Genomic DNA, 25,749 nt, shown 5'->3' with positions numbered 1-25,749 from the left:
TGTCTCGAAACAAGAGGATGATAAGGGGTCTCAAGACTATCGTTGTGTCACGATTTCGGCGAACATACAGGCTTCGTTACTTTCGAGCAAGCCCAAAAAAGCCAGAAACCCACCTTCTGCTGCTAGAAAGCGGGTTTCACTGAACATTCGTCGTATATTTTCGAAAAAACAAAAAATCAGAAGGGTTTGACCACCGCCAAAATGACAATGCCGAGCATCAGCAAAGTCGGCACTTCATTGAAGTAGCGGTAATAGACATGGCCATGCTGATTCGCGTCCGCTGCAAACAAGCGCACATAGCGAGCACAGATCATATGATAGATGGTCAACAGGAACACCAGCACAAACTTGATGTTCAGCCAGATGGAATCAATCGACCAGATTTCATGCGGGAAGGCCAGCCAGAGACCAAAAATCCAGGCCGCGATCATTGAGGGATTCATGATCCCCTTCAACAAACGCCGCTCCATGATCTTGTAGGTCTCGGACTTGTCGGTGCCCGCCTCGGTCATGGCGTGATAAACGAACAACCGCGGCAAATAGAAAATCCCCGCCATCCAGGTAATGATCGAAATGATATGCAGTGCCTTGGTCCAGGAGTAATCCAGAAACGTCAGGAATTCCATGTGTCCCTCTGGGAGTGTCAATGAAAGGAAAAGAGAAATGCTGAAAAGAGCCGGACGAGCGCCGGCTCTCGCAAAGGGCAAGTGGCTCAGCTTCCGTAGGAGCGCACCCGATCAATCAGTTGATGCACCAGATCGATATCGCCTTGCGGGGTGATGCCATGGCCGAGATTGAAGATAAAGGGCCCATCACTCCAGGCTTCCATAATCCGATCAATCGACTGGTCCAGATCTTTACCGCCGGTAATCAGCAATGTCGGATCAAGATTGCCCTGCAGCGCCACCTTGTCCTGAAGGGTATCACGCGCCCAATCCAGAGGTACGGTCCAGTCTAGACCAACCGCATTGATACCGGTTGCCTCGACAAAGCCCGGCAAACGCAACCCGGCCCCTTTCGGAAAGCCAATGATCTTTGCATCCGGCACTTCCGCCCGTACGCCTGCCACAATTCGGGCAATCGGTTCCTGACTGGCGGACAGGAACAGGGCGTCATCGAGCACACCGGCCCAACTGTCAAAAATCTGCACCGCATCGGCACCCGCACGCAGCTGCCTGACCAGATACAGGATGGACGCTTCCACCAGCACATCGATCAGTTTGGCAAAGGCCTCTGGCTCGCGACGCGCAAACAACCGCGCCGGTGCCTGATCCGGTGTGCCATGACCTGCAATCATGTAAGTGGCAACCGTCCATGGAGCACCACAAAATCCCAGAAAGGTGGTCTCATCGGGCAGATTGGCCCGGATCCGCTCGACAGCCTCATAGACAGGATCGAGCTGGGTCAAAACCTTGGAAGGATCGAGATCATTGATCTCTTCAACACGGATCGGATCGAGCTGGGGTCCTTCCCCTTGCACAAAGCGCACAGATCGTCCCAATGCATCGGGAACCACCAGAATGTCTGAGAAAAGAATGGAAGCATCAAATCCGAACCGACGGATCGGCTGCAACGTCACTTCGGTAGCCAATTCGGGATTGTAACACAGATTGAGAAAGCTCCCGGCTTCTGCCCGGGTTGCCAGATATTCTGGTAGATAACGACCCGCCTGTCGCATGAGCCAGATTGGGGGCACCTTTTCGGTTTGGCCATTGAGTACATTGAGTAGGCGTCGGTTGGTCACTGTCTTGGTCTCTCTCTTCATCCGGGTCTTATCTGAGCACGATCAAACGGGTTTTCCTATAAAAAAGATTCTTAGATTCTAAGATCTGTTTCTTCTTATTGGCAGTGGATTGCGGGATATCTTTTTCACCCACAAATGAGTCACAGATCGCTTGGAAAACCCCCTCCTATTTCGGTATAGACTCCTCCACTTGCAAATTGAACAGCGGGGAAAAGTCGATTTTGATCAAGGAATCCAGAAAGCTGGATCAATGTCAAAACTGAATTATGCGAGGATTAAGTGGTAACGAATTTTGCGCTCTTTGTGTATTAATTGTTTGTTAACCTAGGTTAATACATGGTTAACAAATACGTCTCCGCGCAAAAGCAATTGGGGATGGCGCTTTGGGAAAAGTGAAGAAAATCTTAAAGCGCCAGATTCACCCAACATTGTCCCCTGAGGCCCATCTGGCTTGGGGAAGAATCATCCACTCATGCGCTTATTAGCAGCCAATCACGACAAGAAAATGACAGAAATCGGCCTTCAAGTCGGATTGTAGAAACCCCTATCCAGAAAATTTTGACCTTGGGCATAAGTGGTCCAGAGACGCAAAAAGGGGGATTTCGACAAAGGCTGGCAAGGAGATTCTTGAGAGAATCGCTCTTAACCAACCACTAATTTTCGTTGCGTTGATAACCAGCCAATCGTTCGATTTTGAAACAAATTGATCCTTTTGAATCTTTGAGAAAATCCCCGAGTCCAGCCCTGATCAACAGTTTCGTTTCTGGCTGAGTTGCTCTAAAAGGTCTCAAACCGCATTTCTTCAAAGGGACCCTGATGATGACACCCCTGATTCTAGCATCCAAGAGCCAGTCGCGCGCCGCCTTGCTTTCCAATGCCGGACTGTCTTTTGCGTGCCAAACCGCGGAAATTGATGAACGAGCCGCCGAACAGCCCCTTATCAAGGCTGGAGGCAGCCCCCAAGACATTGCCGAGTTGTTGGCAGAGGTGAAGGCGATGGATGTTTCAGATCGCAATCCCGGAGTCTTGATCATCGGTGCCGATCAGACACTCGGCTTTGGCGACAAGCGCTTTAACAAACCGGAAAATGAAGCCGCAGCCCGTGCCCAATTGCTTGAAATGGCAGGTAAAAATCACCAGCTCCATTCGGCGGTGGCTTGTGTAAAGGATGGGGAAACTTTGTGGCGCCATGTCTCCACTGCCACTCTCACCATGCGGCCACTTGGTCCCGAAGAGGTCGGCCGTTACATGGCCCGCGTTGGGGAACAGGTCCGTGCCAGTGTTGGCTGTTATCAACTGGAAGGTTTGGGTGTGCAATTGTTTGAGAAAATCGAAGGCGACTATTTCACCATTCTGGGCCTGCCGCTGCTGCCGCTTCTTTCCTACTTGCGCCGCGACCACGGTTTGGAGTTTTGATCAATGACCAAGTCTGAAGTCCCAAAAGCACCAAAGGCATTCGTCATTGGCTGGCCCATCGAACAGTCCAAATCGCCGCTGATCCATGGTCACTGGTTGAAGCAGCATGGATTGGCCGGTTCCTATGAGAAGATTGCAGTCGAGCCGCAAGATCTGGAAAAATTCGTCGGGTCGCTACGCGACCAGACGTTTGTCGGCGGCAATGTCACCATTCCCCACAAACAGGCGGTGCTGGCCCATGTCGATGTCATTCACGACACGGCAAAACGCCTTGGAGCAGCCAATACCCTGTGGTTTGAAGGCGACAAACTCCATGCAGACAATACCGACGGCTATGGATTTCTCGCCAATCTTGACCAACGCGCCCCTGGCTGGGATGCGAAACAGGGCGCTCATGCCCTGGTGATTGGGGCCGGTGGTGCAGCCCGCCCGATCATTGATGGTCTGATCAACCGCAATTTCAAAAAAGTCACGCTGGTCAATCGAACCCGCGCCCGCGCCGAAGAGTTGCAACAGCTATTTGCTGCGCTCGGTTTTGCAGACCGGGTGATGGTTGAAGATTGGGACAATCTTGATCCAGCCCTCGTTGGCAAGGATCTGCTGGTCAACACGTCCTCCCTTGGCATGGTTGGCCAACCTGCCCTTGAAATTGATCTCGATGCGCTGCCTACTTCCGCTCTGGTCACCGATATCATCTATAATCCGCTGGAAACCGACCTGCTGGCTGTAGCCAGTATCCGTGGCAATCGGGTCGTGGATGGACTTGGCATGCTGCTGCATCAGGCGGTGCCGGGCTTTGAACACTGGTTCGGAACGCGTCCTGCGGTAACGGATGGGTTGCGCACGCGCATTCTGGAGGCTTGAGCGATGATCAAGATCGGCCTGACCGGTTCCATCGGCATGGGGAAATCAACAACGGGGCAAATGTTTGTCGAGCGTGGCTGCCCCTTGCATGATGCGGACGCGACGGTCCATCGCCTCTATCAAGGCCGGGCCGCGCCTCTGATCGAGGCGACCTTTCCCGGCACCACTGGCCCGGACGGGGTGGATCGCGCAGCGCTTTCCAAACAGGTAATCGGCAATAGCGAGGCCATGGCCAGACTTGAAGCGATCATTCACCCGTTGGTTCATGAAGAGGAACGCGCCTTTTTCCAAGCCGCAAAGGCGAGCGGTGCCCAGATGGTGGTGCTCGATATTCCCCTGCTGTTTGAAACCGGTGGTGAGGCCCGCGCCGATGTGATTGTCGTGGTCTCGGCACCTGAAAAGGTGCAGCGCGCGCGTGTTTTGGCCCGACCGGGCATGAGCGAAGAGAAATTCGAAGCCATCAAGGCGCGGCAAATGCCTGATGCAGACAAGCGCCAGCGGGCCGATTATGTCATCGACACCGGCACCAGCCTTGAAGACGCCGCAGAACAGGTGGACAGGGTGCTCGACGTCATCCGTCAGCGCTTTTCTCTCACCGGTGAATGAAGCATACTAAGCGGACATCAGTCCCGATAATTGGACGCAAGAGGATTCCATGGCACTCAGAGAGATCGTGTTCGATACCGAAACCACAGGGCTTGATCCCTTCACCGGCGACCGGGTGGTGGAAATTGGCTGTGTCGAGCTGATCAATCACCTGCCGACGGAAAACAACTTTCACGTCTATATCAATCCCGAACGAGACATGCCCGAAGGGGCCTTCAAAGTGCATGGCCTGTCGGAGGAGTTTCTCTCTGACAAACCGAAATTTGCCGAAGTGGCGCAAGCCTTCCATGATTTCATCAAGGACACGGTGATCATCGCGCATAATGCCCAGTTCGACGTCAAATTTCTCAACTGGGAACTGGAAAAGGCTGGTTTTCCGCAGATTGATGACAATCTGGTTCGCGATACTCTGGCCATGGCGCGGACAAAATTTCCCGCAGGACCCAACAGCCTCGATGCCCTTTGCAACCGGTTCGGCATCGACAACACCAAACGATCTCTCCACGGCGCGTTGCTCGATAGTGAGATCCTTGCCGATGTCTATCTCGAACTGATCGGTGGCCGCCAGAAAAGCCTGCTGCTGGCCGGAGAGGAAGAGGATCAGGGCAGCGGTGATGAGGGGCAGTGGGGGCGTCGTCAGAGAGTTGCTGCCCGTCCCCGGCCGAATCCCCTGCCCGGCCGTTTGAGCGAAGCGGACCGTCAGGCACATTTGGCCTTTTTGCAAGAAATCAAAGGCGACAGCCTCTGGGCTGACTATCTGCCCGAGCTGGCCAAGGACAGTGAACAATCATCTTGACGCTTTTTCAGCCCCCGTCTAACCGGACGGATTCACGTGAAACGATTGGCGCTTTCAAGGCACAAAAAAGCCGACCTGCAAAGAGGTCGGCTTTTTATTACGTTCATTGAAGCAGGTCTTACTGCTCGGTCTGGCCTTCGCCTTCTTTGGCGGCCAGTTCCATCATCCGCTGACGATACAGCATCGCGAAATCGATCGGATCCACATTCAGTGGAGGGAAACCGCCGCGCTGGGTCGCATCGGAAATGATCTGACGGGCAAATGGGAACAGAAGACGTGGGCATTCGATCATGACGAACGGATGCAGCTGCTCCTGCGGCACGTTGACGATCGAGAAGATGCCACCATACAGCAGCTCAACATTGAACATCACCGTTTCGCCGTCTTTGGCTTCTGCATTGAGCGTCAGCTCGGCTTCGAACTCGGTTTCGGTGATCGGCGTCGCATTGACGTTGATCTGAACATTGATGTCCGGGCTATTCTCGCGAGGACGCAGGGAATCCGGAGCATTTGGATTCTCGAAAGACAGATCCTTGATATACTGCGCCAGAATGCGCATGCCAGGAAGCTTCTGTTCTTGGCCCTCGGCAGCGCCGTTTTCTTGTGCGTCGCTCATAAATTTATTCCCGTAAATTGGTGTCCATATACAGGATTCCGGCTTGGAATCCTTCGCTATCTAGCGCCTAGCATGATGCTTGACGGGAAACAAGGAAAAGGCCCCCACGGCAGCGGCTTTTAGGCCAATTTGCCCATCTTTCCCCCCGACATACGGCGGAACGCTATCCAAAAAGGGCAATCGCCAATCAGGATTTTTCCCAAGGAGATTGGCCGTCCTTCTGGTCAGGCTTCTGGCTCGATGGCTTGGCTTCGATGGCATCGTGGCTGGTGACTTCGCTAAAGTCATCATCGTCCAGATCAATCACCGAAGGGTCCGCCGAACGGTTGCGTGTGGAGTCTGTCTGTGTCGAGGAATAGCTGTAGCTGCGATAATAGGTGCCACCTGCATTGCTGCTGGAAAAACCGGATTGCGCTGCACCGGCATTGACCAAGGTGATCCGGCTTTTGAAAAAAGCGAAAATCCCGTCTCGAATGGGTGGTACCAGAAGCAGGAAACCGAATGTATCGGTCACAAAGCCCGGTGTCAGCAAAAGAAGGCCTGCCGCCAACAGCATCACCCCATGGGCCAGTTCCTTGCCCGGCACCTTGCCTGCATTCATCTGGCCCTGAGCCTGATTGATCAGGGCAAAACCCTGCCGTCTGAGCAAAATGGTGCCGATCAAGGCGGTCAGAACAATGCCAAGGAGGGTATTGATGACGCCGATCTGCCCGCCAAGCAGAATAAAGACCCCGATTTCCAGAACTGGGACGATCAGCAGCAGGAAGGGAACGAAGGGAAACAGCGATTTTTGCATCGTAATCAAAAATACTCCAATGAGGGTGCGCTTTTTTTGGGGCTGGCATGCATCCTTTCTGGATTTGCCGACGCCTCTCCCCTACATATAGAAAGAAATGTCAAACTTGCAGGCCTTTTCTGCAAAAAACGAATGGATTAAGGCTAACTCTATGTCCGATGTCTTCGGTTTCGATCTCACATCCATCATTTTCCTTGTGATCGCAGTGGTGCTGTTCATGCGTCTGCGGGACGTTCTTGGTACACGCACCGGCAATGAGCCGGATCCTTACGATCCTTATGCCGATCCAGACAAACAGAACGATGGCAAGGCGCCACGCGCAGACGATGTTGGCGATAATGTCATTTCCTTGCCGGGTCGCGCCCAGACTGAGGAAATGGAAGCTGAGGAAAAAGCCCAGCGTCTGGAAAAGATCGCGCCGGAAGGCTCGCCACTCAATGCGGCTCTCACCCATCTGATGTCGGTAGACAAGAGTTTCGAGCCTGATTCCTTCATGGCCGGTGCCCGCTCCGCCTATGAAATGATTGTCACGGCCTTTGCCGAAGGGGACCGCCGGACCTTGAAAAAATTGCTGGCAGGCGATGTGTTTGCTGGCTTCGTTCAGGCTCTGGATGAACGGGACGAACAGGGCTTGCGGGTTGAGTTCACCTTCATCGGCATCAACAAGTCTTCGATTGTCGAGGCGGAACTGGCCGGTGGTGAAGCCCAGATCACTGTGCGCTTTGTTTCTTCCATCACCTCCTGCACCAAGGATGACATCGGTCACGTGGTGGAAGGGGATCCGAATGCCATTGACGAAGTCACCGATATCTGGACCTTTGCCCGCGATGTGACCAGCCGCAACCCGAACTGGAAGCTGATCGGCACGGAATCGGCGCAATAACAAAAGCAGGCAATCACTTTGCCGCCATGCTGACAATCGGGCCCCTTTCCTGTTCAAGGATTTGCGGGCCCGTTTGGTGAAAAGAAGGAAGAAATCAGATGATGGCTGGCCTGACCCGGACAGACTTTGCGACCCTTTCCGGTTGGGCTGATCACGATCACGAGGTGGCCTTTGCCGCCTTTCGTCACTCTGCGCCCTTCCTGATCGCCCATCCGCCGACCAGCCGTCATCCGTCGGTGGCGATCAAGGCGTTGCTTGCCGTGGCGCAAGCGGCTCTTGATTTGCCCGCTGATCTGCCCGGCCCCCATGCCCGGCTTTTTTTCGAGCGTCATTTTGCGCCCTATTCGATTGATGGCGAGGGCTTGCTGACCGGCTATTATGAGCCGGAATTTGATGCACGGCTGGCCCCTGATACCGAATTTCGCTTTCCTCTCCATCGTCGCCCGCATGATTTGGTCAGCCTCAAGACCAAGGAAGCGCTTGCTGCAGGTTTTACACCAGAGACCAGTTTCGCCCGCCAGCGCAACGGAAAGATTGAACTGCATCTGAGCCGCGCCGCGATCATGGCTGGCGGCCTTGAAGGCCAGGGATTGGAGTTTGTTTGGCTCAAAGACCCCTTCGAAGCCTATATCATCCATATTCAGGGATCCGCCCGCCTGCGGCTCGAAGACGGCCAGACAATGCGTGTCGCCTTTGACGGAAAATCCGGCCATCCCTATCAATCCCTTGGGAAATTGCTGATTGAAGAGGGTCATTTCACCCCCGATTCGATCTCAATGGGCGCTCTGATCGCCCATCTGCGGGCCATGGGTGCGGAAGGCGTCGCCTATCTTGGCCGCAATCCCTCCTATATTTTCTTCAAGCCGGTTGAAGAGCCAGCGCTCAATCGCGCCGAAACCGGCCCGCTCTCTGCCGCTCATGTGCCGCTTTTGCCTCTGCGCAGCATCGCGGTCGATCGGCATCTCCACACATTTGGCCTGCCCTTCTGGATCGAGACCATGTTGCCCTCGCTGGAACAGGGAGACGAGACCCCGTTCCGCCAACTGGTTCTGGCTCATGACACTGGCTCAGCCATCAAAGGGATGGCCCGTGCCGACCTTTTCTGCGGCTCTGGCGAGACAGCAGGCCAATTGGCAGGCATCCTCAAACAACCGACCTGCTTTACCTGTTTGCTGCCCCTTGATGAGAAGGAGCAGGCCGATGGCTAGAAAGCCTCCGCTCAATCGCAAGGATCTCAAGCTTTGGCAAAAGGTGGCTGACACCGTTACCCCGATGGAAGGCAAATCCGCTGAATTGAAGGCTCTTATCGAGACCATCGATCAACCTTCCTCGATGGATCCGACCAATCAACCCGATCCGAACCATCCGGTTCAGCGTCGCCGCGCGACCAAGGATGACATGTTGAGTCTGAAAAAGGCCGGTATGGGGGGCAATGGCAAGCATCGCCCTCAACCGTTGCCGCCGCTCAGCCCGATTGACCGGAAGGAAAAAAAGCGCATCGTTCAGGGGCGTGCCTTCATCGACGCCCGGATTGATCTGCATGGCATGACCCAGCGCGAGGCCCATTCTGCCCTGTTCGGCTTCCTGCGCAGTGCGCACAGTCAGGGCCACAAGCATGTTCTGGTGATCACCGGCAAGGGAAGCCGGGGAGATGCTAAAACCTACTCTGTCGGGCCTGAGAAGGGCGTTCTGCGCCGTGTGGTGCCCAAATGGCTGTCCGAACCGGAAATCCGGTCGTTGATTGTCGGCTTCGAGGAAGCCCATCGTACCCTCGGAGGGGCAGGCGCTTTGCATGTGCGCTTGAGAAAACGGGGCAAATCAGGATAAAATGCCTAAAGCCTGACACGATTGAAGCTCGAAACCGGGCCTGAAAAGCCCTTTGAGGACGGTGAGACATGACCCCGTTTGGTGCAAAGCTGCGGCGCATGAGGCAGGAACGCAACATTTCCCTCAAGGAAATGGCGGAGCGACTGGAGGTATCCAGCGCCTATCTTTCAGCTCTGGAACATGGCAAACGCGGCAAGCCGACCTGGTTTCTCATCCAGCGGATCATTGGATATTTCAATGTGATTTGGGATGAAGCGGAAGAATTGCAGCGTCTGGCGGAGATTTCGGATCCGAATCCAACGGTTCGCACCGCGGGCCTCGATCCCAAGGCGACCGAGCTGGCCAATCTGCTGGCTGATCGAATCAATCAACTCTCTCCCGACAGTCTTGATGCGTTGATTCTGCAGCTGCGCGCTGCTTCGTCGCGAGACCGGGGCATGGGTAGCCCCGATCTCAGAGATCAGCTCTGAGCCAGATTACTTCTGTTACAGAATATAGCGGCTCAGATCGGTATTTTTGGCCAGAGCACCAATATGCTCGCGCACAAAATCACCGGTTATTTCGACCTCTTCTCCTGCTTTGTCCGGTGCTTCGAAGGAAATATCTTCCAGAATCTTCTCCATGACCGTTTGCAGGCGGCGAGCTCCGATATTTTCAACCGAGCTGTTCAGGTCCACCGCAATATCGGCGATCGTTTCGATTGCGTCGTCGGTGAAGCTCAGTGTCACCTCTTCGGTGGCCATCAACGCGCTATATTGTTTCGGCAGATTGGCTTCGGTTTCGGTCAGAATGGCGCGGAAATCGTCCTTGGTCAGCGCATTCAGTTCCACCCGGATCGGCAAGCGACCCTGAAGCTCGGGCAGCAGGTCGGACGGCTTGGCCACATGGAACGCACCCGAAGCGATGAACAGGATATGATCGGTTTTCACCGGGCCATATTTTGTCGTCACCGTGGTGCCTTCGATCAGTGGCAGCAGATCGCGCTGGACCCCTTCACGGGACACATCTGCCCCACCGCGGCCATCCTGTGCACAGATCTTGTCGATCTCGTCGAGGAAAACGATACCGTTATTTTCCACCAAGGAAATCGCTTCCGAAACAACTTGATCTTCATCAAGCAGCTTATCCGATTCCTCCATGATCAGAAGCTCGTAGGATTCCTTGACCGACACCCGACGGGATTTGGTGCGCTCACCAAAGGCCTTGCCGAACATGTCCGACAGATTCATCACGCCCATGGAACCTCCGGGCATGCCGGGAATTTCGAAATTCGACATCGGCGATGAGCTGTCGCGCACCTCGATTTCGATTTCCTTGTCGTCCAGCAGCCCATCGCGCAGCTTCTTGCGGAAACTGTCACGGGTCGCACTGCCCGCACCGGGACCGACCAGCGCATCCAGCACCCGATCCTCTGCGGCCCCATGGGCTTTGGCCTTCACATCCTTGCGGCGGCTTTCCCGGGTCAACATGATGCCACTTTCGATCAGATCGCGGACAATCTGGTCCACATCACGCCCGACATAGCCCACTTCAGTGAATTTCGTCGCCTCGATCTTGATGAAGGGGGCATTGGCGAGCTTGGCCAGACGGCGTGAAATCTCGGTCTTGCCGACCCCCGTCGGCCCGATCATCAGGATATTCTTGGGCAAAACCTCTTCCTTGAGGCTGTCGTCAAGCTGTTGCCGACGCCAGCGATTGCGCAGCGCGATGGCCACTGCTCGTTTGGCTTCTTTCTGGCCGATTATGAAGCGGTCCAGCTCGGACACGATTTCGCGCGGGGAAAAGTTGGTCATTCATCAGATCCTTTCGGAAGAAACAGGAGGCAGGTTGCGCATCAGCGGATGATGGGAATATCGGCTGAGCAGCAGATCCCGCAATTTGGTCCAGGCTGAGCCAAGCATCAGGACGAACAGGCCAAGAATCAGCAAGGTAAGCGCAACGGCGCCCCCCTCACCCAACTGGCTTTGTTCGATCAGGATGCCGATGGCAACGCCCAGATAGCCGATCCCCGAGGCAAGCAGGGCACGGCGGTCAATGATCAGGGCAAACAGCCCGATAAGAACAAACAAGGCGATGGTCGCCAGTGCCGCAAAGGCACTGGACTCAATCACCGACAAATGGGACAGAAGCGAATGGACCAGCAAGGGTGCGGCCACCAGATGCAGCCAGAAGGCCGTGTCGCTCTTCACCGTCTGGCGCATGCGATCCTGGCGGTCATACCATAAAGCCAGCGAAAGACAGCCGAGCCCGACCAGTATCATCCAGAGGGTGATGAAATCCGTCAGAAGTGTCTCCTCGATCAAAGCCAGCAGCATGAAAAACAGACCGATGGTCGCCAAGGTGATGAAGGTTGGGGTGATCGGCACGCGAAACCGGCCATAAAAGACCAAGCCCCCCGCAATGGCAGCAAAAAATGGCACCAAACCAAAGAAACCGGATCCGTCAAGCGCTGCCCAGTCCGGCACGGACCAGCCATTGCCCAGTGCAAACAGGACCGATAGCAAAGAGACCCCGGTCAGACCACTCAGCGCAACAAACAGGCCACTCAAAAGGATCGAGGGCAAGGACAGACGCAGGGCCTTGGAAAACCATTCGGCCAGGCCCCAGACCAGCACCATACTACCACCATAAGTCATCAGAACCGTTGTGGCCTCGTCATTGCCAAACAGCATGGCGGTCGCGAAATAGCCCGACATCAGGATGACAAGGCCGATCGAAATGAAAATATCGTGGAAGCCCCGGGCAAAGTGCATTTCTTCCGGGTCATGCATCACGGCGCGTCCTGCCTGATCCTCACCGGTGAGAAAAGCCAGCAGCGGATCAACCTGATCCAGCCCGATCAACCCCTGACGGCTGGCAGCAATGAGGGTGTCACGCGTCAGCATCAAGCACTTCCACCGTCAGATTGCCGTTGGTATAGACACAAATGTCAGCCGCGATGCCCATCGCCTTGCGGGCAATGGCTTCGGCGTCCAGATCGGTATCCATCAGGGCACGGGCGGCAGCCAGCGCATAATTGCCACCAGACCCAATCGCCGTGACCCCGTCTTCGGGCTCCAGAACGTCGCCAGTGCCCGTCAGGACCAGCGAGACATTCTTGTCCGCCACGATCATCATCGCTTCCAAACGGCGCAGATAGCGGTCCGTGCGCCAATCCTTGGCCATGTCGACACAGGCGCGGGTCAGCTGTTCGGGATATTGTTCCAGTTTGGCTTCCAGCCGCTCGAACAGGGTGAAGGCATCGGCGGTTGCCCCGGCAAATCCGGCAATCACATTGCCCTTGCCCAGTGGCCGCACCTTACGGGCATTGCCCTTGATGACCGTCTGGCCAAGGCTCACCTGTCCATCGCCGGCAATGACAACCTTGCCACCCTTGCGAACGGTTACAATGGTCGTGCCGTGCCAAACCGGCACATTTGAACTTTGATCGCTCATTCTCTCATCCCTGTTGCGGCCCCCTCGGGTCCCTCAGGCTGATGAGCCCTTGGGTTCGATTGGAAATCTGTGTCTTATGTAAGCGCCGCTGATCGACTTTCAATCAGCCCCTTTGGCTCAGCTTCTACACCTTCAAGACCAAGGCCAAAAGACCTCATTGTGCGACTTTGCGCATGGTGGTGCCATAATCGTGCGAAATTGCGCAACAAATACGTCAAAAACCAACCATGTTGATTCAATTAGCGCATTGAGGCCTATGGATTTGTAAAGAATGCCCTGATACATAAAGAATTGCCCGGCAGGTTGGAAGCAAAGCATGTGCGCAACGGCGCGAAAGGCTTGTTCTGGACCCCGGGTGTTTTGGCTTGAAGACCCACGCGAAGGAATGCATCTATGCGCAAGGCAACGATCAATCGCAAGACCAACGAGACCGATGTCGCCCTGTCCATCAATCTGGATGGCAACGGCAGCTACAAGATCGACACCGGGGTTGGCTTTCTCGACCATATGATTGATCAGCTATCCCGCCATTCGCTCATCGACATGGACATCAAGGTCAAGGGTGATCTTCATGTGGACGCCCATCACACCACCGAGGATGTCGGCATCGCGCTGGGTCAGGCGCTGAAGCAGGCGCTGGGCGACAAAAAGGGTATCACCCGCTATGCCGATGCCCATTTGCCGATGGATGAAACCATGACCCGTGCCGCTGTGGATGTGTCCGGTCGACCTTTTCTTGTTTGGGATGTGACCTTTACCAAGGACAAAATCGGTGATTTCGATACCGAACTGTTCGAGGAATTCTTTAATGCCTTTGCGCAGAATTCCGGCATCACGCTGCATATTGCCAATCTCTATGGTCGCAACAATCACCATATTGCCGAAAGCTGTTTCAAGGCAGTGGCACGTGCCTTGCGCCAGGCCATCGAGCTTGATCCGCGTCAGGCGGACCGGGTGCCCTCCACCAAGGGAACGCTGAATGGCTGACGGCTGCACCCGTCATGCCTTGATAACGATGTCGTTCACAGACACGAAATGAAAGGTGGCAGGATGCCCTCCTACACCATTTATGAAAAGCCCGGCCTGCCCCCTCATGAGGCGATCGATTCGGCGATCCTGATCAAGGATCACTATTCGATCTTCGCCTTCATGCTGCCCGCTGTCTGGATGCTGGTGAAGCGGCTGTGGTGGATCTTGCTGATCTATATTCTCATTCTGATCCCGGTCTCGGCGCTCGAAACCATGTTGCCGATCTGGGCTTCCATGCTGATCACCCTTCTGATGAGCTTGTGGATCAGCCTCGAGGCCCCCAATCTCATCGGTTGGTCCCTGCGCAACAAGGGCTATATCGAAGTGGCAAGTCTTTATGCCGAGGATCTGGAGCATTGTGAGCATCGCTATGTGACAGCAAGACTGGCAGAGGCCGAAAGGGGGGCGACGCAGACCCCATTTGCGCGGTCTGCAGACGCATCTGCCTCAAAGCCATTGCCAAACCAGAGCAAAAGCGGCTATGTCGCGCTCAAGGATAAAATGCGGGACACAGGGACCAGCGAGCCGATCATCGGCCTCTTCCCCGCACCAGACCGGTCCCGGGAGACGTAAAGACCATGCGCATTGCGATTATTGATTATGGCTCGGGCAATCTGTGTTCCGCCGCCAAGGCGTTTGAGCGCGCCGCCCGTGAAGCTGGCCTGACCGGCGACGTAGCTGTCACGTCCAATCCGGAGGATGTCCGCGCAGCTGATCGGATCGTCCTGCCCGGCGTTGGGGCCTATGCCGATTGCCGCGCCGGTTTGGATGCGGTGGATGGCATGACCGAAGCGCTGGAGGAAGCCGTTCACAAAAAGGGCAAACCTTTCTTTGGCATTTGCGTCGGCCAACAATTGCTTGCCGACCGGGGGTTGGAGCATGGCACCACCAACGGACTTGGCTGGATTGCCGGCGATGTGGTGGCGCTGGAGCCACAGGATCCAACCCTGAAAATCCCGCATATGGGCTGGAACACCGTGTCCGTTCTGAAGGATCATCCGCTTTGGGCTGGTATTCCGACCGGGCCTGACGGCCTGCATGCCTATTTCGTCCATTCCTATCATATGCAGCCGACCCATGCCGATGATCTGCTGGCCACCTGCGATTATGGCCAGACCGTCACCGCCATGGTTGGTCGGGACAATTTTGTCGGCACCCAGTTCCACCCTGAAAAGAGCCAGAAACTGGGGCTGGCGCTGATTTCGAATTTCCTGCGTTGGAGACCATAATGATCATCTTTCCTGCAATCGACCTCAAGGATGGTCAATGTGTGCGCCTCAAGCTCGGCGACATGGATCAGGCGACCATTTTCAACGACAATCCCGGTGCACAGGCAAAAAGCTTTCAGAATCAAGGCTTTGAATGGCTTCACGTGGTTGATCTGAATGGCGCTTTTGCTGGCAAGTCCGAGAATAGCGCCGCCGTTGAGAGCATTCTGGCCAGCACCACCAATCCGGTGCAGCTGGGCGGCGGCATCCGCGATCTTGATGGCATCGAGCATTGGCTCGACAAGGGCATCTCCCGGGTGATTCTGGGCACCGTCGCTGTACGCGATCCGGCTTTGGTCAAGGAAGCCTGCAAGCTGTTTCCGGGCCGTGTGGCCGTTGGCATTGATGCCAAGGGTGGCAAGGTGGCCGTCGAGGGTTGGGCCGAAACCTCGGAATTGACTGTGATCGATCTGGCGCGCCAGTTCGAAGATGCAGGCGTTTCCGCGATCATCTATACCGACATTGACCGCGATGGCATTCTGACCGGCCTCAACATCGACGCGACCCTTGAGTTGGCCCGTGCCGTCTCCATTCCGGTGATTGCCTCGGGCGGCCTTGCTTCGATTGACGATGTCAAACGGCTGGTCCAGCCCGATTGCGCCATTTTGGAAGGGGCGATCACCGGTCGCGCCCTCTATGATGGCCGCCTTGATCCGAGCGAAGCACTGGCTTTGATCAAGACAGCCAAGGAAGCGGAGAAGTGACATGCTCAAAGCCCGCGTAATTCCCTGCCTTGACGTTAAAGATGGCCGCGTGGTCAAGGGCGTCAACTTTGTCGATCTGAAGGATGCCGGTGACCCGGTGGAAAGCGCCAAGGCCTATGACGCCGCCGGTGCCGACGAATTGTGCTTCCTCGACATCACCGCCAGCCACGAAAACCGTGACACGATCTTTGATGTGGTCCGCCGCACGGCGGAAGAATGCTTCATGCCGGTCACCGTCGGTGGCGGCATCCGCACCACCGACAATATCCGCGACTTGCTGAAAGCCGGGGCCGACAAGGTGTCGATCAACACCGCCGCCGTTTTGCGCCGCGAGTTTGTCAAGGAAGCGGCGGAGAAATTCGGTGCCCAATGCATCGTCGCCTCGGTTGATGCCAAGCGCGTTTCCAAGGAGGGTGAACCATCCAGATGGGAAATCTTCACCCATGGTGGCCGCACACCGACCGGCATTGACGCGATTGAATATGCCCAGGAAGTGGTCGATTTGGGAGCAGGTGAAATCCTTCTAACCTCGATGGATCGCGACGGTACTAAAATTGGTTTCGATATCGAACTAACCCGCAAAATTGCGGATATGATCACCGTTCCTGTGATCGCCTCTGGCGGTGTTGGCACCCTTGATCATCTGGTCGAAGGGGTGCGTGATGGTCACGCAACTGCTGTTCTGGCTGCCTCCATCTTCCATTTTGGTGAATTTTCCATTCAGCAAGCCAAGGCCCACATGGCCGCTTCAGGCATCCCCATGCGCATGGATATGGACAAATAAAACGGGAAGGACAGCCAGATGGCCAAATTCACTCTCAGTGATCTCGAAGCGATCATTGCGAAGCGTGCTGCTTCCAAGGACACGAATTCCTACACCCGCAAACTGGTCTGCAAAGGTGTCGGCAAATGCGCCCAGAAGCTGGGGGAAGAAGCGGTGGAATCCGTGATCGCCGCTATGAAGGGCGATAAGGCAGAGTTGACGTCTGAAACTGCAGACTTGCTCTATCACTTGCTGGTTGTGCTGAACATTTCCGGTGTCAAACTGGACGATGTGATGGCCGAGCTGGCCCGCCGCACCGGCCAGACCGGGCTGGAAGAGAAAGCCGCCCGCAAGCCGGACTGACTGTCTGAGCCGCCGCGTGCCACTTCATCCTCTCATTTCACGTGAATCATCACTCGCTATTCACGGCCTCGCATAAGTTACGCACTAACACGCATACTTATTGCCAATTGCGCCATGCGAGTGAATTGACGCACTGCAAGAGCAGGCAAAAGACGGATCGCCGCGCTTTTTCATACTCTCTGTTGCAAGGGCCACAGGGGGAGACAAGGTCGCTCGAAAGGCGGCAAAAGGGATAGGTTTTGAGATCAATCAACATTGAGAGCAGCGCTTGCGTCTAGAGTGGCTGCGATTGATCGAACAAAGCCACTATAGGCGTCAAACTGCTTGCGAACCATCGGCTTGGATGATCAAGGCAGGATGCTTGGGGGAGTGACCTGATATGGAACTGGTCGACCGGGCACCGGGGAATAAGACAATGGAACAAATGGCACGGCGGAATCTGTCCCCCTATCGTGCATTTACCAACGAAGAATGGGCGACCCTGCGTGCAGACACGCCCATGACGTTGACCAATGTGGATCTGGAGCGCATCAAGAGCCTTCACGAACCCATTTCTCTGGAAGAGGTTGAGGAAATCTACCTGCCGCTCTCCAGATTGCTCAGCTATTATGTCGAGTTTGCCAAGGGCCTGAACAATGCCACTCAGCATTTTCTTGGCACCAATGAGCCCAAAACCCCCTTCATCATCGGGGTGGCGGGGTCGGTCTCCGTCGGCAAATCGACCACGGCCCGCCTGCTTCAGGCTTTGTTGTCTCGTTGGCCTGCCAGCCCCAAGGTAGATCTGGTGACCACCGATGGCTTCCTGCTGCCAAATGCGGTGCTGAATGCCGAGGACCTGATGCAGCGCAAGGGCTTCCCGGAAAGCTATGATCGCACGGCGATCCTGCAGTTCTTGACCGACATCAAGACCGGCAAGCGCAATGTCCGTGCCCCTGTCTATTCCCACTTCTATTATGACGTGATGCCCGATGAGGCCGTGATCATCGACCAGCCGGACATTCTGATCCTTGAAGGTCTGAACGTCCTGCAAACCGGCCTGCTGCCCAATGATGGCAAGGCGATTCCCTTTGTCTCTGACTTTTTCGACTTCTCAATCTATATCGATGCCGAAGAGGATATGCTGCATCGCTGGTATATCGAGCGCTTCAAGCGCCTGCGTGAAACCGCGTTCCGCGATCCCGGCTCCTATTTCCATCGCTATTCGACACTGACCGATGAGGAAGCCGAGGAGACAGCCAACCGGCTCTGGACGACCATCAACCTGGTCAATTTGCGGGACAATATCTTCCCCACGCGTCCGCGCGCCGATCTGGTCTTGGGCAAGGATGAAACCCACGCCATCAAGACGGTCCTGCTGCGCAAGCTCTAGAAAGAGCAAATTTCCAAGCTTTGATCCGGAAGCGAAACAAAAAAGGCGGCTTGTAAGCCGCCTTTTGCATGTCTGTCTGTTATGGGGGTTGGGTCTTAGAGCAAGCCTGCCTGCTCGGCTGCCTGCTTCATGTCATGCTCCGGCCGTGGGCCAATATGCTGGATGACCTCAGCGGCGCAGAAATTGCCAAGGGTGGCGCATTTCTCAAGGCTGAAGCCTTTCGACAGGCCAAACAGGAAGCCGGAGGCATAAAGATCCCCTGCCCCGGTGGTATCCACCAGCTCGCGGATTTTGCAGGCTTCGACATAAATGGTCTCATCGCCTGATACCACGACAGACCCTTCGCTGCCCAATGTGATGGCCGCAAGCTTGGCATCCTTGCGCAAGGCATTGAGCGCCGTCGCCCGATCAGCAGTCTGATAAAGCGCTTTTACTTCCGGCTCGTTGGCAAACAGGATATCCACCTGCTTGCTCTGGATCAGATCAAGAAACTCACTACGGAAGCGATCCACACAGAAGCTGTCCGACAGGGTAATGGACACCTCACGGCCTGCTTCATGGGCAATGCGGGCAGCCTTGCGGAAGGCATTTTTGGCATTTTCCTTGTCCCACAAATAGCCTTCCATATAGGTGATGCCGGAATTGGCGACCACATCCGGGTCGATATCCTCTTCGCCCAGTTCCACACAGGCACCGAGATAGGTATTCATCGTCCGCTCGCCATCCGGGGTGATCAGGATCATCGAGCGGGCAGTTGGCGCACCATCTTTAAGCGGAGCTGTGTCGAAATGCGCACCCAGCGACCGCATGTCGTGGGTGAAGATGCTGCCCAGCTGATCGTTGGCAACCTTGCCGAAATAGGCCGGATGACCGCCAAGGCTGGCAATCCCGAAAATGGTGTTGCCTGCGCTGCCACCGGATGCCTCAATCGCCGGACCCATGCGGGCATAGAGATATTCGGCACGCTCAGCATCAATCAGGTTCATCGATCCCTTATGCAGATCTTCTGCAACGAGGAAGTCATCATCGGTGCGCGAAAGCACGTCAACGATTGCATTCCCGATTCCCAAAATGTCATATTTTGCTGCTGTCATGCTGAACTCCGGCACGTGAATTGAGGAGATAGTCCTCCAAAAAACGAGCCTTTCTTTCGGTTTCAAGGGGGTTGAAGTCGGCGGCAGTATAATAACGGGGCCCTGTTTGGCAACCGCCAAAAGGGGTGAACGGCCCTTGCACTGGCGCTTTTACCCGCCTATGTGATGCAGGACGCACCTCAAAATTCGCGAAAGACTCGACATTCATGTTTGCCTCAGCCCTCCTGGCCTTCAATCAGCTTTTCACCAAGCCGTTCCGCTCTGTCCTTTGGAAAATGCTCGGCATCACCTTGCTGCTGCTGGCGCTTGTCTGGGTGGGCATGCGTGAAGGCATCGAATATATGCTGACGTTGGAAGATTTCTTGCCCGGATGGGCAGAGGCCGCGGCGGCCATCATCACGTCTCTGGGGCTGTTTTTCGGTCTCTGGTTTCTGATTATCCCGGTTTCCACCGTCGTTGCCAGTCTGTTTCTCGATGAAGTCAGCCGCACCGTCGAAGATCGGCACTATCCCCACGAAGCCAATGGCCGCGATTTACCGCTCGGCGAGGCAATCATCCAGACCTTGCGCTTTCTGGGGGTGGTCATCGGCGTCAACCTGATCGTGCTATTGCTGATCCCGTTCCTCGGACTTGGCGTGCCGCTCTTTTTCATCGCCAACGGCTATTTGCTGGGCCGTGAATATTTCGAGCAGGCCGCCTTGCGCTTTCGGTCCCGCGCCGAAGTCAAGGAGCTGCGCAGCCGTTATGGCGGCCGGATCTTCATTGCTGGCCTGCTGATTGCCGGCTTCATCGCTGTGCCTTTGTTGAACCTGCTGACCCCGCTTTTTGCCACCGCCTTCATGGTCCATGTCCACAAAAGGCTGACCGGATCCAAGCCGGTCAACACCGATTGATCGGCTCCTGACGCCATGAGCGCGCCCAGAGGGCAAGACTAGAGCACTTCTCCGGTCTTGTTCGGCTCGCTCAGCTTGTTTTCATAGGAATCCAGCACCACAATCGGTGCGGGCACCGAATAGGTCTTGTCCTTGAAACGGCAGAGATCAGCAACGATGCATTGCTTGCAGTCGGGCTTGCGGGCCTTGCAGACATAGCGCCCATGCAGGATCAGCCAATGGTGGGAATGCCGGACATAAGGGTCTGGGATGACCTTCTCGAGCGCCAATTCCACCTCATCGACATTTTTGCCCGGTGCCAGTTCCAACCGGTTGGCCAGCCGGAAAATATGCGTGTCGACCGCGATGGTCGGCTGACCGAAAAAGATATTCAGCACCACATTGGCGGTTTTCCGCCCCACGCCGGGCAAACTGACCAAGGCATCGCGGTCCGCAGGCACCTCACCACCAAATTCGTCGATCAATTTCTGACTGAGCAGAATGACATTCTTGGCCTTGTTGCGATAAAGCCCGATGGTCTTGATATAATCCCGGACCACATCTTCGCCGAGCGCCACCATCTTTTCCGGGCTGTCGGCCACAGCAAAGAGCGGTCCCGTCGCCTTATTGACCCCCACATCGGTGGCCTGTGCTGACAGAACCACCGCCACCAGCAAGGTGTAGGCGTTGGTATAATCGAGTTCGCCGCGCGGATTGGGCCGCTGGCGCGAGAAACGATCAAACAGCGCCTCGATATCCTCTTTGGGCATCTTGCTCCACTTGCGCCGCCGCACAGGCTTCTTAGCCGCTGGTTTTTTCTTCGCAGCAATCGGGGATTTTGCCGCTTTTGCTCCTTTTTGCTTTGCTGGCTTTGGGGCAGGCGTTGTGTCGTCCGCTTGGTCGGTCAAGGTCCTCATCCTTTCTCGATAATCTCATCAATCTTTAGGCTCCCGGCGCCAGCCGATGCAAGTCTCTTTCCCATCAACGATCCAAATCGGCAAGGGCTGCGAAAAACACTATGGGAAAATACGTAAGATTTGGGTAGACTATCGCTATGGCAGTTCTTGATGAAGCAACCACACAGCGCTTTGATGAGACCGAACCCTATTTTGATGCCATCCTCCATCCCTACCGATCCTTGGGACGCAATGGCTTCATCGGGTTGATGATCTTTGTCGGCTTGGCGTTGCTGATTGTCTCCATTCCGTTCTATCTGATGGGTGCTTGGCCGATCCTTGGCTTTGCCGGGCTGGATATCCTGCTTTTGTGGTGGGCTTTTCGCCGCAATTATCGCGATGCCAGAGCAACGGAACAGATCCGCATCACCCAGTGCGAAGTCAGCGTTATCCGCACATGCCCCAGGGGCCGCCAGAGCCATATGTCCTTCAATCCCTATTGGGTAAGGATGGAAACGCGCGAGGAAGAGGATCGCGGCATGACCGAGCTGCATCTCACCTCCCATGGCAAGCGAGTGGAAATCGGGGCCTTCCTCCATGCCTGTGAGCGGGAAAGCCTTGCCGGGGCGCTAAAATCGGCGCTGATGGCGGCAAAAACCGGGTGCGCGCAAGTTTCGGGTGGTTGAATGCTCTGCCATTCGATAGCATCTCTTCACAGACCGAGGAGTTTGCCAACAATGAGCCAGTGCATGACGAGCCAGAGCCTGCCCAAAATCCTGCCCCTGACAACGGATTTGCCGATCCTGACCGCGGCCCAGTCCTGCCGGACCGACGAGCAGGACGCTTTGCGCGACTATGACACCATTCGCCGCTCGATCGAATATCTCACCCATCATTGGCGCAACCAGCCGAGCCTTGAGAGGCTCGCTGATCATGTGGGCCTGTCGCCACACCATCTGCAACGGCTGTTCACCCGCTGGACCGGTGGTCTGTCGCCCAAAGGCTTTGTACAGGCGGTGACCCTTGATCATGCAAAGGAACTGCTCGATCAGTCCGCTTCTGTAATGGATGCAGCCTTCGAGGTCGGACTGTCTGCCCCCTCGCGTCTGCACGACCTGTTTGTCACCCATGAGGCCATTACCCCCGGTGCCTACAAGGCCAAAGGGGCCGGTCTGACCATCGATTATGGACTCCATCCAAGTCCCTTTGGCATGGCTCTGGTGATGGTCACGGCGCATGGCCTTGCCGGTCTGGCCTTTGCCGATCCCGGTGAGGAAGATAAGGCGCTCGAAGACATGATGGGCCGCTGGCCGAACGCGATCTATCAGGAAAATCCCGCCGCCACCCAGAGCTATGTCCACCGGATTTTTGATCCGCAGGCCTGGAATGACGAGCAGCCTTTGCGGATCACTCTGCTCGGAACAGATTTCGAGGTGCGGGTTTGGGAAATGCTGTTGAAGATTCCCTTTGGCAACATGACCACCTATTCCGATGTCGCCGAGCGGATCGGTAATCCCAAGGCCGTGCGCGCTGTTGGCACGGCGGTCGGCAAGAACCCCATTTCCTTTGTTGTCCCCTGCCATCGGGTTGTGGGTAAGAGCGGCTCGATCTGCGGCTATCACTGGGGTCTGACCCGCAAACGCGCCATCCTGGGCTGGGAATCCGGCCAGCAGGTCGGTGGCGTCTAATCCGTCTCCCTCTCCGCAATCCAGAAACAAAAAAAGGGCAGCCAAAGCTGCCCTTTCGGTTTCGAATCGACCAAGTAAATCCTTAGAGTTCGATGATTTCTTTCGATGCAACGCTGGTGTCGTCGTTGAATTTGTAGATCATCGGAATGCCGGTGCCCAGATTGACGTCGAGGATTTCCTCTTTGGTCAAACGGTCCAGAACCATCACGATGGAACGCAGGGAATTGCCGTGCGCTGCGCAAAGAACGGTCTTGCCAGACATGACCTGTGGCAGCAGATCGGTGATGAAATAAGGCAGGGTGCGGGCAGCGGTGTCTTTCAGGCTTTCACCGCCCGGAGGAGGCACGTCATAAGAGCGGCGCCAGATGTGAACCTGCTCCTCACCCCATTTGACGCGGGCATCATCCTTGTTCAGACCAGCCAGATCGCCATAGTCACGCTCATTCAGCGCCAGATCACGGATGGTTTCCAGATCGGACTGGCCGACGCCATCCAGAATATGCTGACAGGTTTTCTGGGCACGCTGCAGATCGGAAGTGAAGGCAATATCGAACTTCATACCCAGCTCGTTGAGCTTTTTACCAGCAGCAATGGCTTCTGCATGGCCCTGTTCGGTGAGGTCCGGATCCTTCCAGCCAGTAAAGAGATTTTTGAGGTTCCATTCACTCTGGCCATGACGCACCAGCACTAGTGTCCGTTCCATAGGATCAACTCCTTCACAGTCAACGACAACGCATCCCGGCTTACAGTGAGCTCACCTCAAAAGGATGCATAGGGAAACAGGGTCTTTAAGCAAGCTTGTCAGCAGGGGGCCCGCGCCAAAGGCTTGCAAATCGGGTCTATTGGTTCAAACCGAGGACATCCATCATTGTGTAATAGCCGATTGGCTTGCCATGGGCCCAGCATGCAGCCTTGACCGCGCCACGGGCAAAGATCGACCGATCCTGCGCCTTGTGGGTCAATTCAATCCGCTCGCCTTCGCCAGCAAAAATCACCGTATGCTCGCCAATCACCGATCCACCGCGCAAGGTGGCAAAGCCGATCGAGCCGCGCTCACGCGCCCCGGTAATGCCTTCACGCGCCATCACCGCATTGTCATGCAGGTCAATCTCGCGCCCTTCAGCCGCCGACTGACCGAGCAACAGGGCGGTGCCTGACGGGGCGTCAACCTTGTGTTTGTGATGCATTTCAACCACTTCGATGTCGAAATCTGCATCGAGAGAGCGTGCCGCCTGTTCCACCAGCTTGCCAAGCAGATTGACCCCGAGCGACATATTGCCAGACTTGACCATCACGGCCCCTTTGTCGGCAACAACCTTCAGCTCGGCTTCTTCTTCTGGGGTGAAGCCAGTGGTTCCGATGATGTGGAGTTTGTTTTTTTCAGCGGCGATGGCGGCAAAGGCAAGGGTTGCCTTCGGCGCGGTGAAATCAATCAGCCCATCCGCCTGATCCAGCGCGGCAGCAAGATCGGTGGTCACCGTCACGCCCAGATTGGGCAGACCGGCCAACAGGCCAGCATCCTGACCAACAGCGTCAGACCCATCCCGTTCAATCGCTCCAGCAACACAGACACCCTCTGCTTCATGAATGGCGGCAATCAGAGCACGTCCCATGCGCCCTTGAGCACCCATAACCACAAGCCGAATGTCTGTCATACTGGTTCCTCGCTCTTTTTGCCGGTTTGTGACGATACAAACATCACACCGGCCCTATCTGAGTTATGCTTGTTCTAAGCATGTCCTGTGTCTGGTGCAAGACCTGTTTGCCCGCTGCATGGCAGCAAGGCGTGCACTGGGTGGCTTCGGATTGAGACCAAATGGCTCAGTCCTGTTCCCCTCCGTCAGCCATCAATTGGGCTTCATACATCTTGGCGACCCGCAAATGGCGCGAGAAGGCATAATTATAGGCCAGCACAAAGCCCCAGTAGCCATAGAGGCAGTGTTTGCGCAGGACATAGCCTTTGAAAAAGGCAAAGGGAAATTCCGTCAACAACCGCCAGGCAGGGATTTTGCGCTTGCGATCCAGCATGTCATCGCGCTGCATCGAAGAAATGCGGTTCATTTTGTCAACGGCAAAGGCGATGGTCTTGAAGGAGCGGTGATTGACCTTGCCCTTCAGAACATGAATGCGCGCTTCTGCGCTCGGGCGCACCGTGTCATGTACGGTGGATGTGGAAAAACGCCCCTTGCTGCGATCATAAAGCCGATATTGCCAATAGCCATAGGCCCAGCTTTTGGCTTCGCTCAAGTGGGGATAGACATCAACAATCTCAAGCTTGCAAATGTCGGTGTCGGGAACAGGCTTGAACAGAGCGATGATTTCATCCCGCAAAGCCGGGGTGATTTCCTCATCCGCATCAATATTCAACAGCCAGCCATTGCGGCATAGATCCTCGCCATAGCGCTTCTGCTCGCCATAACCGGGCCAGTCATGATGCACCACCTTGGCACCCAGATCCTCGGCCCGCTCGATCGTGCGGTCCGTGGAACCGGAATCCACCACAATCACTTCATCCACCCAATCGATCACACTGAGCACCGACTGTGCAATGCGGTCTTCTTCATTCAGCGTTATGATGAAAACGGATAGGGGAAGTTTGGCAAGTCGTTTGGGTGCGGTCATCTGGTCTCATGGCTCGATAGGAACGGGACAGCAAGAATTGTCTATGCCTTACACCAGTGGTTCCGGTCTTCCAAGTCAATAAAAGTGCGATTTCCCTT

Annotated in this window: 30 protein-coding genes; 18 read left to right on the top strand and 12 right to left on the bottom strand. The window is 55.5% G+C overall.

What is annotated here, in order from left to right; genetic code table 11:
• Positions 1 to 176 precede the first annotated feature (176 nt).
• Together hemJ and hemE are read right to left on the bottom strand one after the other, a co-directional pair.
• Positions 177 to 626, bottom strand: coding sequence for a protoporphyrinogen oxidase HemJ (gene hemJ / locus DSD30_RS03685; protein ID WP_425359443.1), 450 nt, complete (start codon positions 624 to 626; stop codon positions 177 to 179).
• Positions 627 to 712: 86 nt separating this feature from the next.
• Positions 713 to 1,744, bottom strand: a complete 1,032-nt coding sequence (gene hemE, locus DSD30_RS03680; RefSeq protein WP_114008613.1) for a uroporphyrinogen decarboxylase — start codon at positions 1,742 to 1,744, stop codon at positions 713 to 715.
• Positions 1,745 to 2,560: 816 nt separating this feature from the next.
• On the opposite strand from hemE, the gene DSD30_RS03675 reads away from it, so the two are divergent.
• The 4 genes from DSD30_RS03675 to dnaQ are packed head-to-tail and all read left to right on the top strand — an operon-like array spanning position 2,561 to position 5,426.
• Positions 2,561 to 3,160 carry a Maf-like protein gene (locus tag DSD30_RS03675; protein WP_114008213.1) on the top strand — a complete coding sequence of 200 codons (600 nt, stop codon included), beginning with the start codon at positions 2,561 to 2,563 and terminating at the stop codon, positions 3,158 to 3,160.
• A 3-nt stretch (positions 3,161 to 3,163) separates the two neighbouring features.
• Positions 3,164 to 4,024 carry a shikimate dehydrogenase gene (locus DSD30_RS03670; protein WP_114008212.1) on the top strand — a complete coding sequence of 287 codons (861 nt, stop codon included), beginning with the start codon at positions 3,164 to 3,166 and terminating at the stop codon, positions 4,022 to 4,024.
• Between the two features lie 3 nt (positions 4,025 to 4,027).
• On the top strand, positions 4,028 to 4,630 hold the full coding sequence (gene coaE, locus DSD30_RS03665; RefSeq protein WP_114008211.1) for a dephospho-CoA kinase: 603 nt from the start codon (positions 4,028 to 4,030) through the stop codon (positions 4,628 to 4,630).
• Positions 4,631 to 4,679: 49 nt separating this feature from the next.
• Positions 4,680 to 5,426 (top strand): DNA polymerase III subunit epsilon, encoded by a 747-nt coding sequence (dnaQ, locus tag DSD30_RS03660; RefSeq protein ID WP_114008210.1) that lies wholly within the window; start codon positions 4,680 to 4,682, stop codon positions 5,424 to 5,426.
• Between the two features lie 118 nt (positions 5,427 to 5,544).
• Here the strand turns inward: dnaQ and secB are convergent, their stop codons facing one another.
• Positions 5,545 to 6,042, bottom strand: coding sequence for a protein-export chaperone SecB (gene secB, locus DSD30_RS03655; protein ID WP_114008209.1), 498 nt, complete (start codon positions 6,040 to 6,042; stop codon positions 5,545 to 5,547).
• A 187-nt stretch (positions 6,043 to 6,229) separates the two neighbouring features.
• On the bottom strand, positions 6,230 to 6,838 hold the full coding sequence (locus tag DSD30_RS03650) for an FxsA family protein (RefSeq protein ID WP_198662807.1): 609 nt from the start codon (positions 6,836 to 6,838) through the stop codon (positions 6,230 to 6,232).
• A 151-nt stretch (positions 6,839 to 6,989) separates the two neighbouring features.
• Between DSD30_RS03650 and DSD30_RS03645 the strand changes: the two genes are divergently transcribed.
• The 4 genes from DSD30_RS03645 (at position 6,990) to DSD30_RS03630 (ending at position 10,018) form a co-directional block, all read left to right on the top strand.
• Positions 6,990 to 7,721 (top strand): Tim44/TimA family putative adaptor protein, encoded by a 732-nt coding sequence (locus DSD30_RS03645; protein ID WP_114008208.1) that lies wholly within the window; start codon positions 6,990 to 6,992, stop codon positions 7,719 to 7,721.
• A 98-nt stretch (positions 7,722 to 7,819) separates the two neighbouring features.
• Entirely contained in the window at positions 7,820 to 8,929 is a 1,110-nt protein-coding gene (gene mltA, locus DSD30_RS03640; RefSeq protein ID WP_114008207.1) for a murein transglycosylase A, read from the top strand.
• The gene (locus DSD30_RS03635) at positions 8,922 to 9,548 is read left to right on the top strand and encodes a Smr/MutS family protein (RefSeq protein ID WP_114008206.1); all 627 of its coding nucleotides are present in this window, start codon (positions 8,922 to 8,924) and stop codon (positions 9,546 to 9,548) included. Before mltA ends, DSD30_RS03635 begins: the two co-directional genes overlap by 8 nt.
• 68 nt (positions 9,549 to 9,616) lie before the next feature.
• Positions 9,617 to 10,018, top strand: coding sequence for a helix-turn-helix domain-containing protein (locus DSD30_RS03630; RefSeq protein ID WP_114008205.1), 402 nt, complete (start codon positions 9,617 to 9,619; stop codon positions 10,016 to 10,018).
• 15 nt (positions 10,019 to 10,033) lie between these two features.
• On the opposite strand, the gene hslU is transcribed toward DSD30_RS03630, so the two are convergent.
• Genes hslU through hslV form a run of 3 tightly spaced genes read right to left on the bottom strand, consistent with a single transcriptional unit; the run spans position 10,034 to position 12,983 of the window.
• Positions 10,034 to 11,341: an ATP-dependent protease ATPase subunit HslU gene (hslU, locus tag DSD30_RS03625; RefSeq protein WP_114008204.1), complete on the bottom strand. Its 1,308-nt coding sequence runs from the start codon at positions 11,339 to 11,341 to the stop codon at positions 10,034 to 10,036.
• 3 nt (positions 11,342 to 11,344) lie between these two features.
• Complete coding sequence (locus DSD30_RS03620; protein ID WP_114008203.1) at positions 11,345 to 12,433, bottom strand: hypothetical protein; 1,089 nt, start codon at positions 12,431 to 12,433, stop codon at positions 11,345 to 11,347.
• Positions 12,420 to 12,983, bottom strand: a complete 564-nt coding sequence (gene hslV / locus DSD30_RS03615) for an ATP-dependent protease subunit HslV (RefSeq protein ID WP_114008202.1) — start codon at positions 12,981 to 12,983, stop codon at positions 12,420 to 12,422. Before hslV ends, DSD30_RS03620 begins: the two co-directional genes overlap by 14 nt.
• 393 nt (positions 12,984 to 13,376) lie before the next feature.
• On the opposite strand from hslV, the gene hisB reads away from it, so the two are divergent.
• The 7 genes from hisB to coaA all read left to right on the top strand — a co-directional run bounded on the left by hisB (position 13,377) and on the right by coaA (position 18,479).
• On the top strand, positions 13,377 to 13,970 hold the full coding sequence (gene hisB / locus DSD30_RS03610; RefSeq protein ID WP_114008201.1) for an imidazoleglycerol-phosphate dehydratase HisB: 594 nt from the start codon (positions 13,377 to 13,379) through the stop codon (positions 13,968 to 13,970).
• Positions 13,971 to 14,033: 63 nt separating this feature from the next.
• Positions 14,034 to 14,585: a DUF2628 domain-containing protein gene (locus tag DSD30_RS03605; RefSeq protein WP_157967549.1), complete on the top strand. Its 552-nt coding sequence runs from the start codon at positions 14,034 to 14,036 to the stop codon at positions 14,583 to 14,585.
• Between the two features lie 5 nt (positions 14,586 to 14,590).
• Positions 14,591 to 15,241 carry an imidazole glycerol phosphate synthase subunit HisH gene (gene hisH / locus DSD30_RS03600; protein ID WP_114008199.1) on the top strand — a complete coding sequence of 217 codons (651 nt, stop codon included), beginning with the start codon at positions 14,591 to 14,593 and terminating at the stop codon, positions 15,239 to 15,241.
• The gene (hisA, locus tag DSD30_RS03595) at positions 15,241 to 15,984 is read left to right on the top strand and encodes a 1-(5-phosphoribosyl)-5-[(5-phosphoribosylamino)methylideneamino]imidazole-4-carboxamide isomerase (protein ID WP_114008198.1); all 744 of its coding nucleotides are present in this window, start codon (positions 15,241 to 15,243) and stop codon (positions 15,982 to 15,984) included. Before hisH ends, hisA begins: the two co-directional genes overlap by 1 nt.
• Position 15,985: 1 nt before the next feature.
• Positions 15,986 to 16,768 carry an imidazole glycerol phosphate synthase subunit HisF gene (gene hisF / locus DSD30_RS03590; RefSeq protein WP_114008197.1) on the top strand — a complete coding sequence of 261 codons (783 nt, stop codon included), beginning with the start codon at positions 15,986 to 15,988 and terminating at the stop codon, positions 16,766 to 16,768.
• 18 nt (positions 16,769 to 16,786) lie between these two features.
• On the top strand, positions 16,787 to 17,110 hold the full coding sequence (locus DSD30_RS03585; RefSeq protein WP_114008196.1) for a phosphoribosyl-ATP diphosphatase: 324 nt from the start codon (positions 16,787 to 16,789) through the stop codon (positions 17,108 to 17,110).
• Positions 17,111 to 17,525: 415 nt separating this feature from the next.
• Positions 17,526 to 18,479 (top strand): type I pantothenate kinase, encoded by a 954-nt coding sequence (coaA, locus tag DSD30_RS03580; protein ID WP_114008611.1) that lies wholly within the window; start codon positions 17,526 to 17,528, stop codon positions 18,477 to 18,479.
• Positions 18,480 to 18,574: 95 nt separating this feature from the next.
• Here coaA and DSD30_RS03575 read toward each other — a convergent pair whose 3' ends face one another.
• Positions 18,575 to 19,573: an adenosine kinase gene (locus DSD30_RS03575; RefSeq protein ID WP_114008195.1), complete on the bottom strand. Its 999-nt coding sequence runs from the start codon at positions 19,571 to 19,573 to the stop codon at positions 18,575 to 18,577.
• Between the two features lie 206 nt (positions 19,574 to 19,779).
• On the opposite strand from DSD30_RS03575, the gene DSD30_RS03570 reads away from it, so the two are divergent.
• Positions 19,780 to 20,466 carry a sulfate transporter family protein gene (locus DSD30_RS03570; protein ID WP_114008194.1) on the top strand — a complete coding sequence of 229 codons (687 nt, stop codon included), beginning with the start codon at positions 19,780 to 19,782 and terminating at the stop codon, positions 20,464 to 20,466.
• 38 nt (positions 20,467 to 20,504) lie between these two features.
• Here the strand turns inward: DSD30_RS03570 and nth are convergent, their stop codons facing one another.
• Positions 20,505 to 21,362, bottom strand: coding sequence for an endonuclease III (gene nth / locus DSD30_RS03565; protein WP_114008193.1), 858 nt, complete (start codon positions 21,360 to 21,362; stop codon positions 20,505 to 20,507).
• Between the two features lie 137 nt (positions 21,363 to 21,499).
• Between nth and DSD30_RS03560 the strand changes: the two genes are divergently transcribed.
• Together DSD30_RS03560 and DSD30_RS03555 are read left to right on the top strand one after the other, a co-directional pair.
• Entirely contained in the window at positions 21,500 to 22,027 is a 528-nt protein-coding gene (locus tag DSD30_RS03560) for a DUF2244 domain-containing protein (RefSeq protein WP_114008192.1), read from the top strand.
• Positions 22,028 to 22,090: 63 nt separating this feature from the next.
• Positions 22,091 to 23,029: a methylated-DNA--[protein]-cysteine S-methyltransferase gene (locus DSD30_RS03555; RefSeq protein WP_114008191.1), complete on the top strand. Its 939-nt coding sequence runs from the start codon at positions 22,091 to 22,093 to the stop codon at positions 23,027 to 23,029.
• Between the two features lie 82 nt (positions 23,030 to 23,111).
• Here the strand turns inward: DSD30_RS03555 and DSD30_RS03550 are convergent, their stop codons facing one another.
• From DSD30_RS03550 to DSD30_RS03540, 3 genes are all read right to left on the bottom strand, one after another.
• The gene (locus DSD30_RS03550) at positions 23,112 to 23,732 is read right to left on the bottom strand and encodes a 2,3-bisphosphoglycerate-dependent phosphoglycerate mutase (RefSeq protein ID WP_114008190.1); all 621 of its coding nucleotides are present in this window, start codon (positions 23,730 to 23,732) and stop codon (positions 23,112 to 23,114) included.
• Positions 23,733 to 23,868: 136 nt separating this feature from the next.
• Positions 23,869 to 24,684 carry a 4-hydroxy-tetrahydrodipicolinate reductase gene (dapB, locus tag DSD30_RS03545; protein WP_114008189.1) on the bottom strand — a complete coding sequence of 272 codons (816 nt, stop codon included), beginning with the start codon at positions 24,682 to 24,684 and terminating at the stop codon, positions 23,869 to 23,871.
• 166 nt (positions 24,685 to 24,850) lie between these two features.
• Positions 24,851 to 25,651, bottom strand: a complete 801-nt coding sequence (locus DSD30_RS03540) for a glycosyltransferase family 2 protein (RefSeq protein ID WP_114008188.1) — start codon at positions 25,649 to 25,651, stop codon at positions 24,851 to 24,853.
• Positions 25,652 to 25,749 lie beyond the last annotated feature (98 nt).

The organism is Cohaesibacter intestini (assembly GCF_003324485.1).
GTDB lineage: Bacteria > Pseudomonadota > Alphaproteobacteria > Rhizobiales > Cohaesibacteraceae > Cohaesibacter > Cohaesibacter intestini.
Note: the sequence above shows the minus strand (reverse complement) of the source record. Positions and strands in the feature narration are given on the sequence as shown.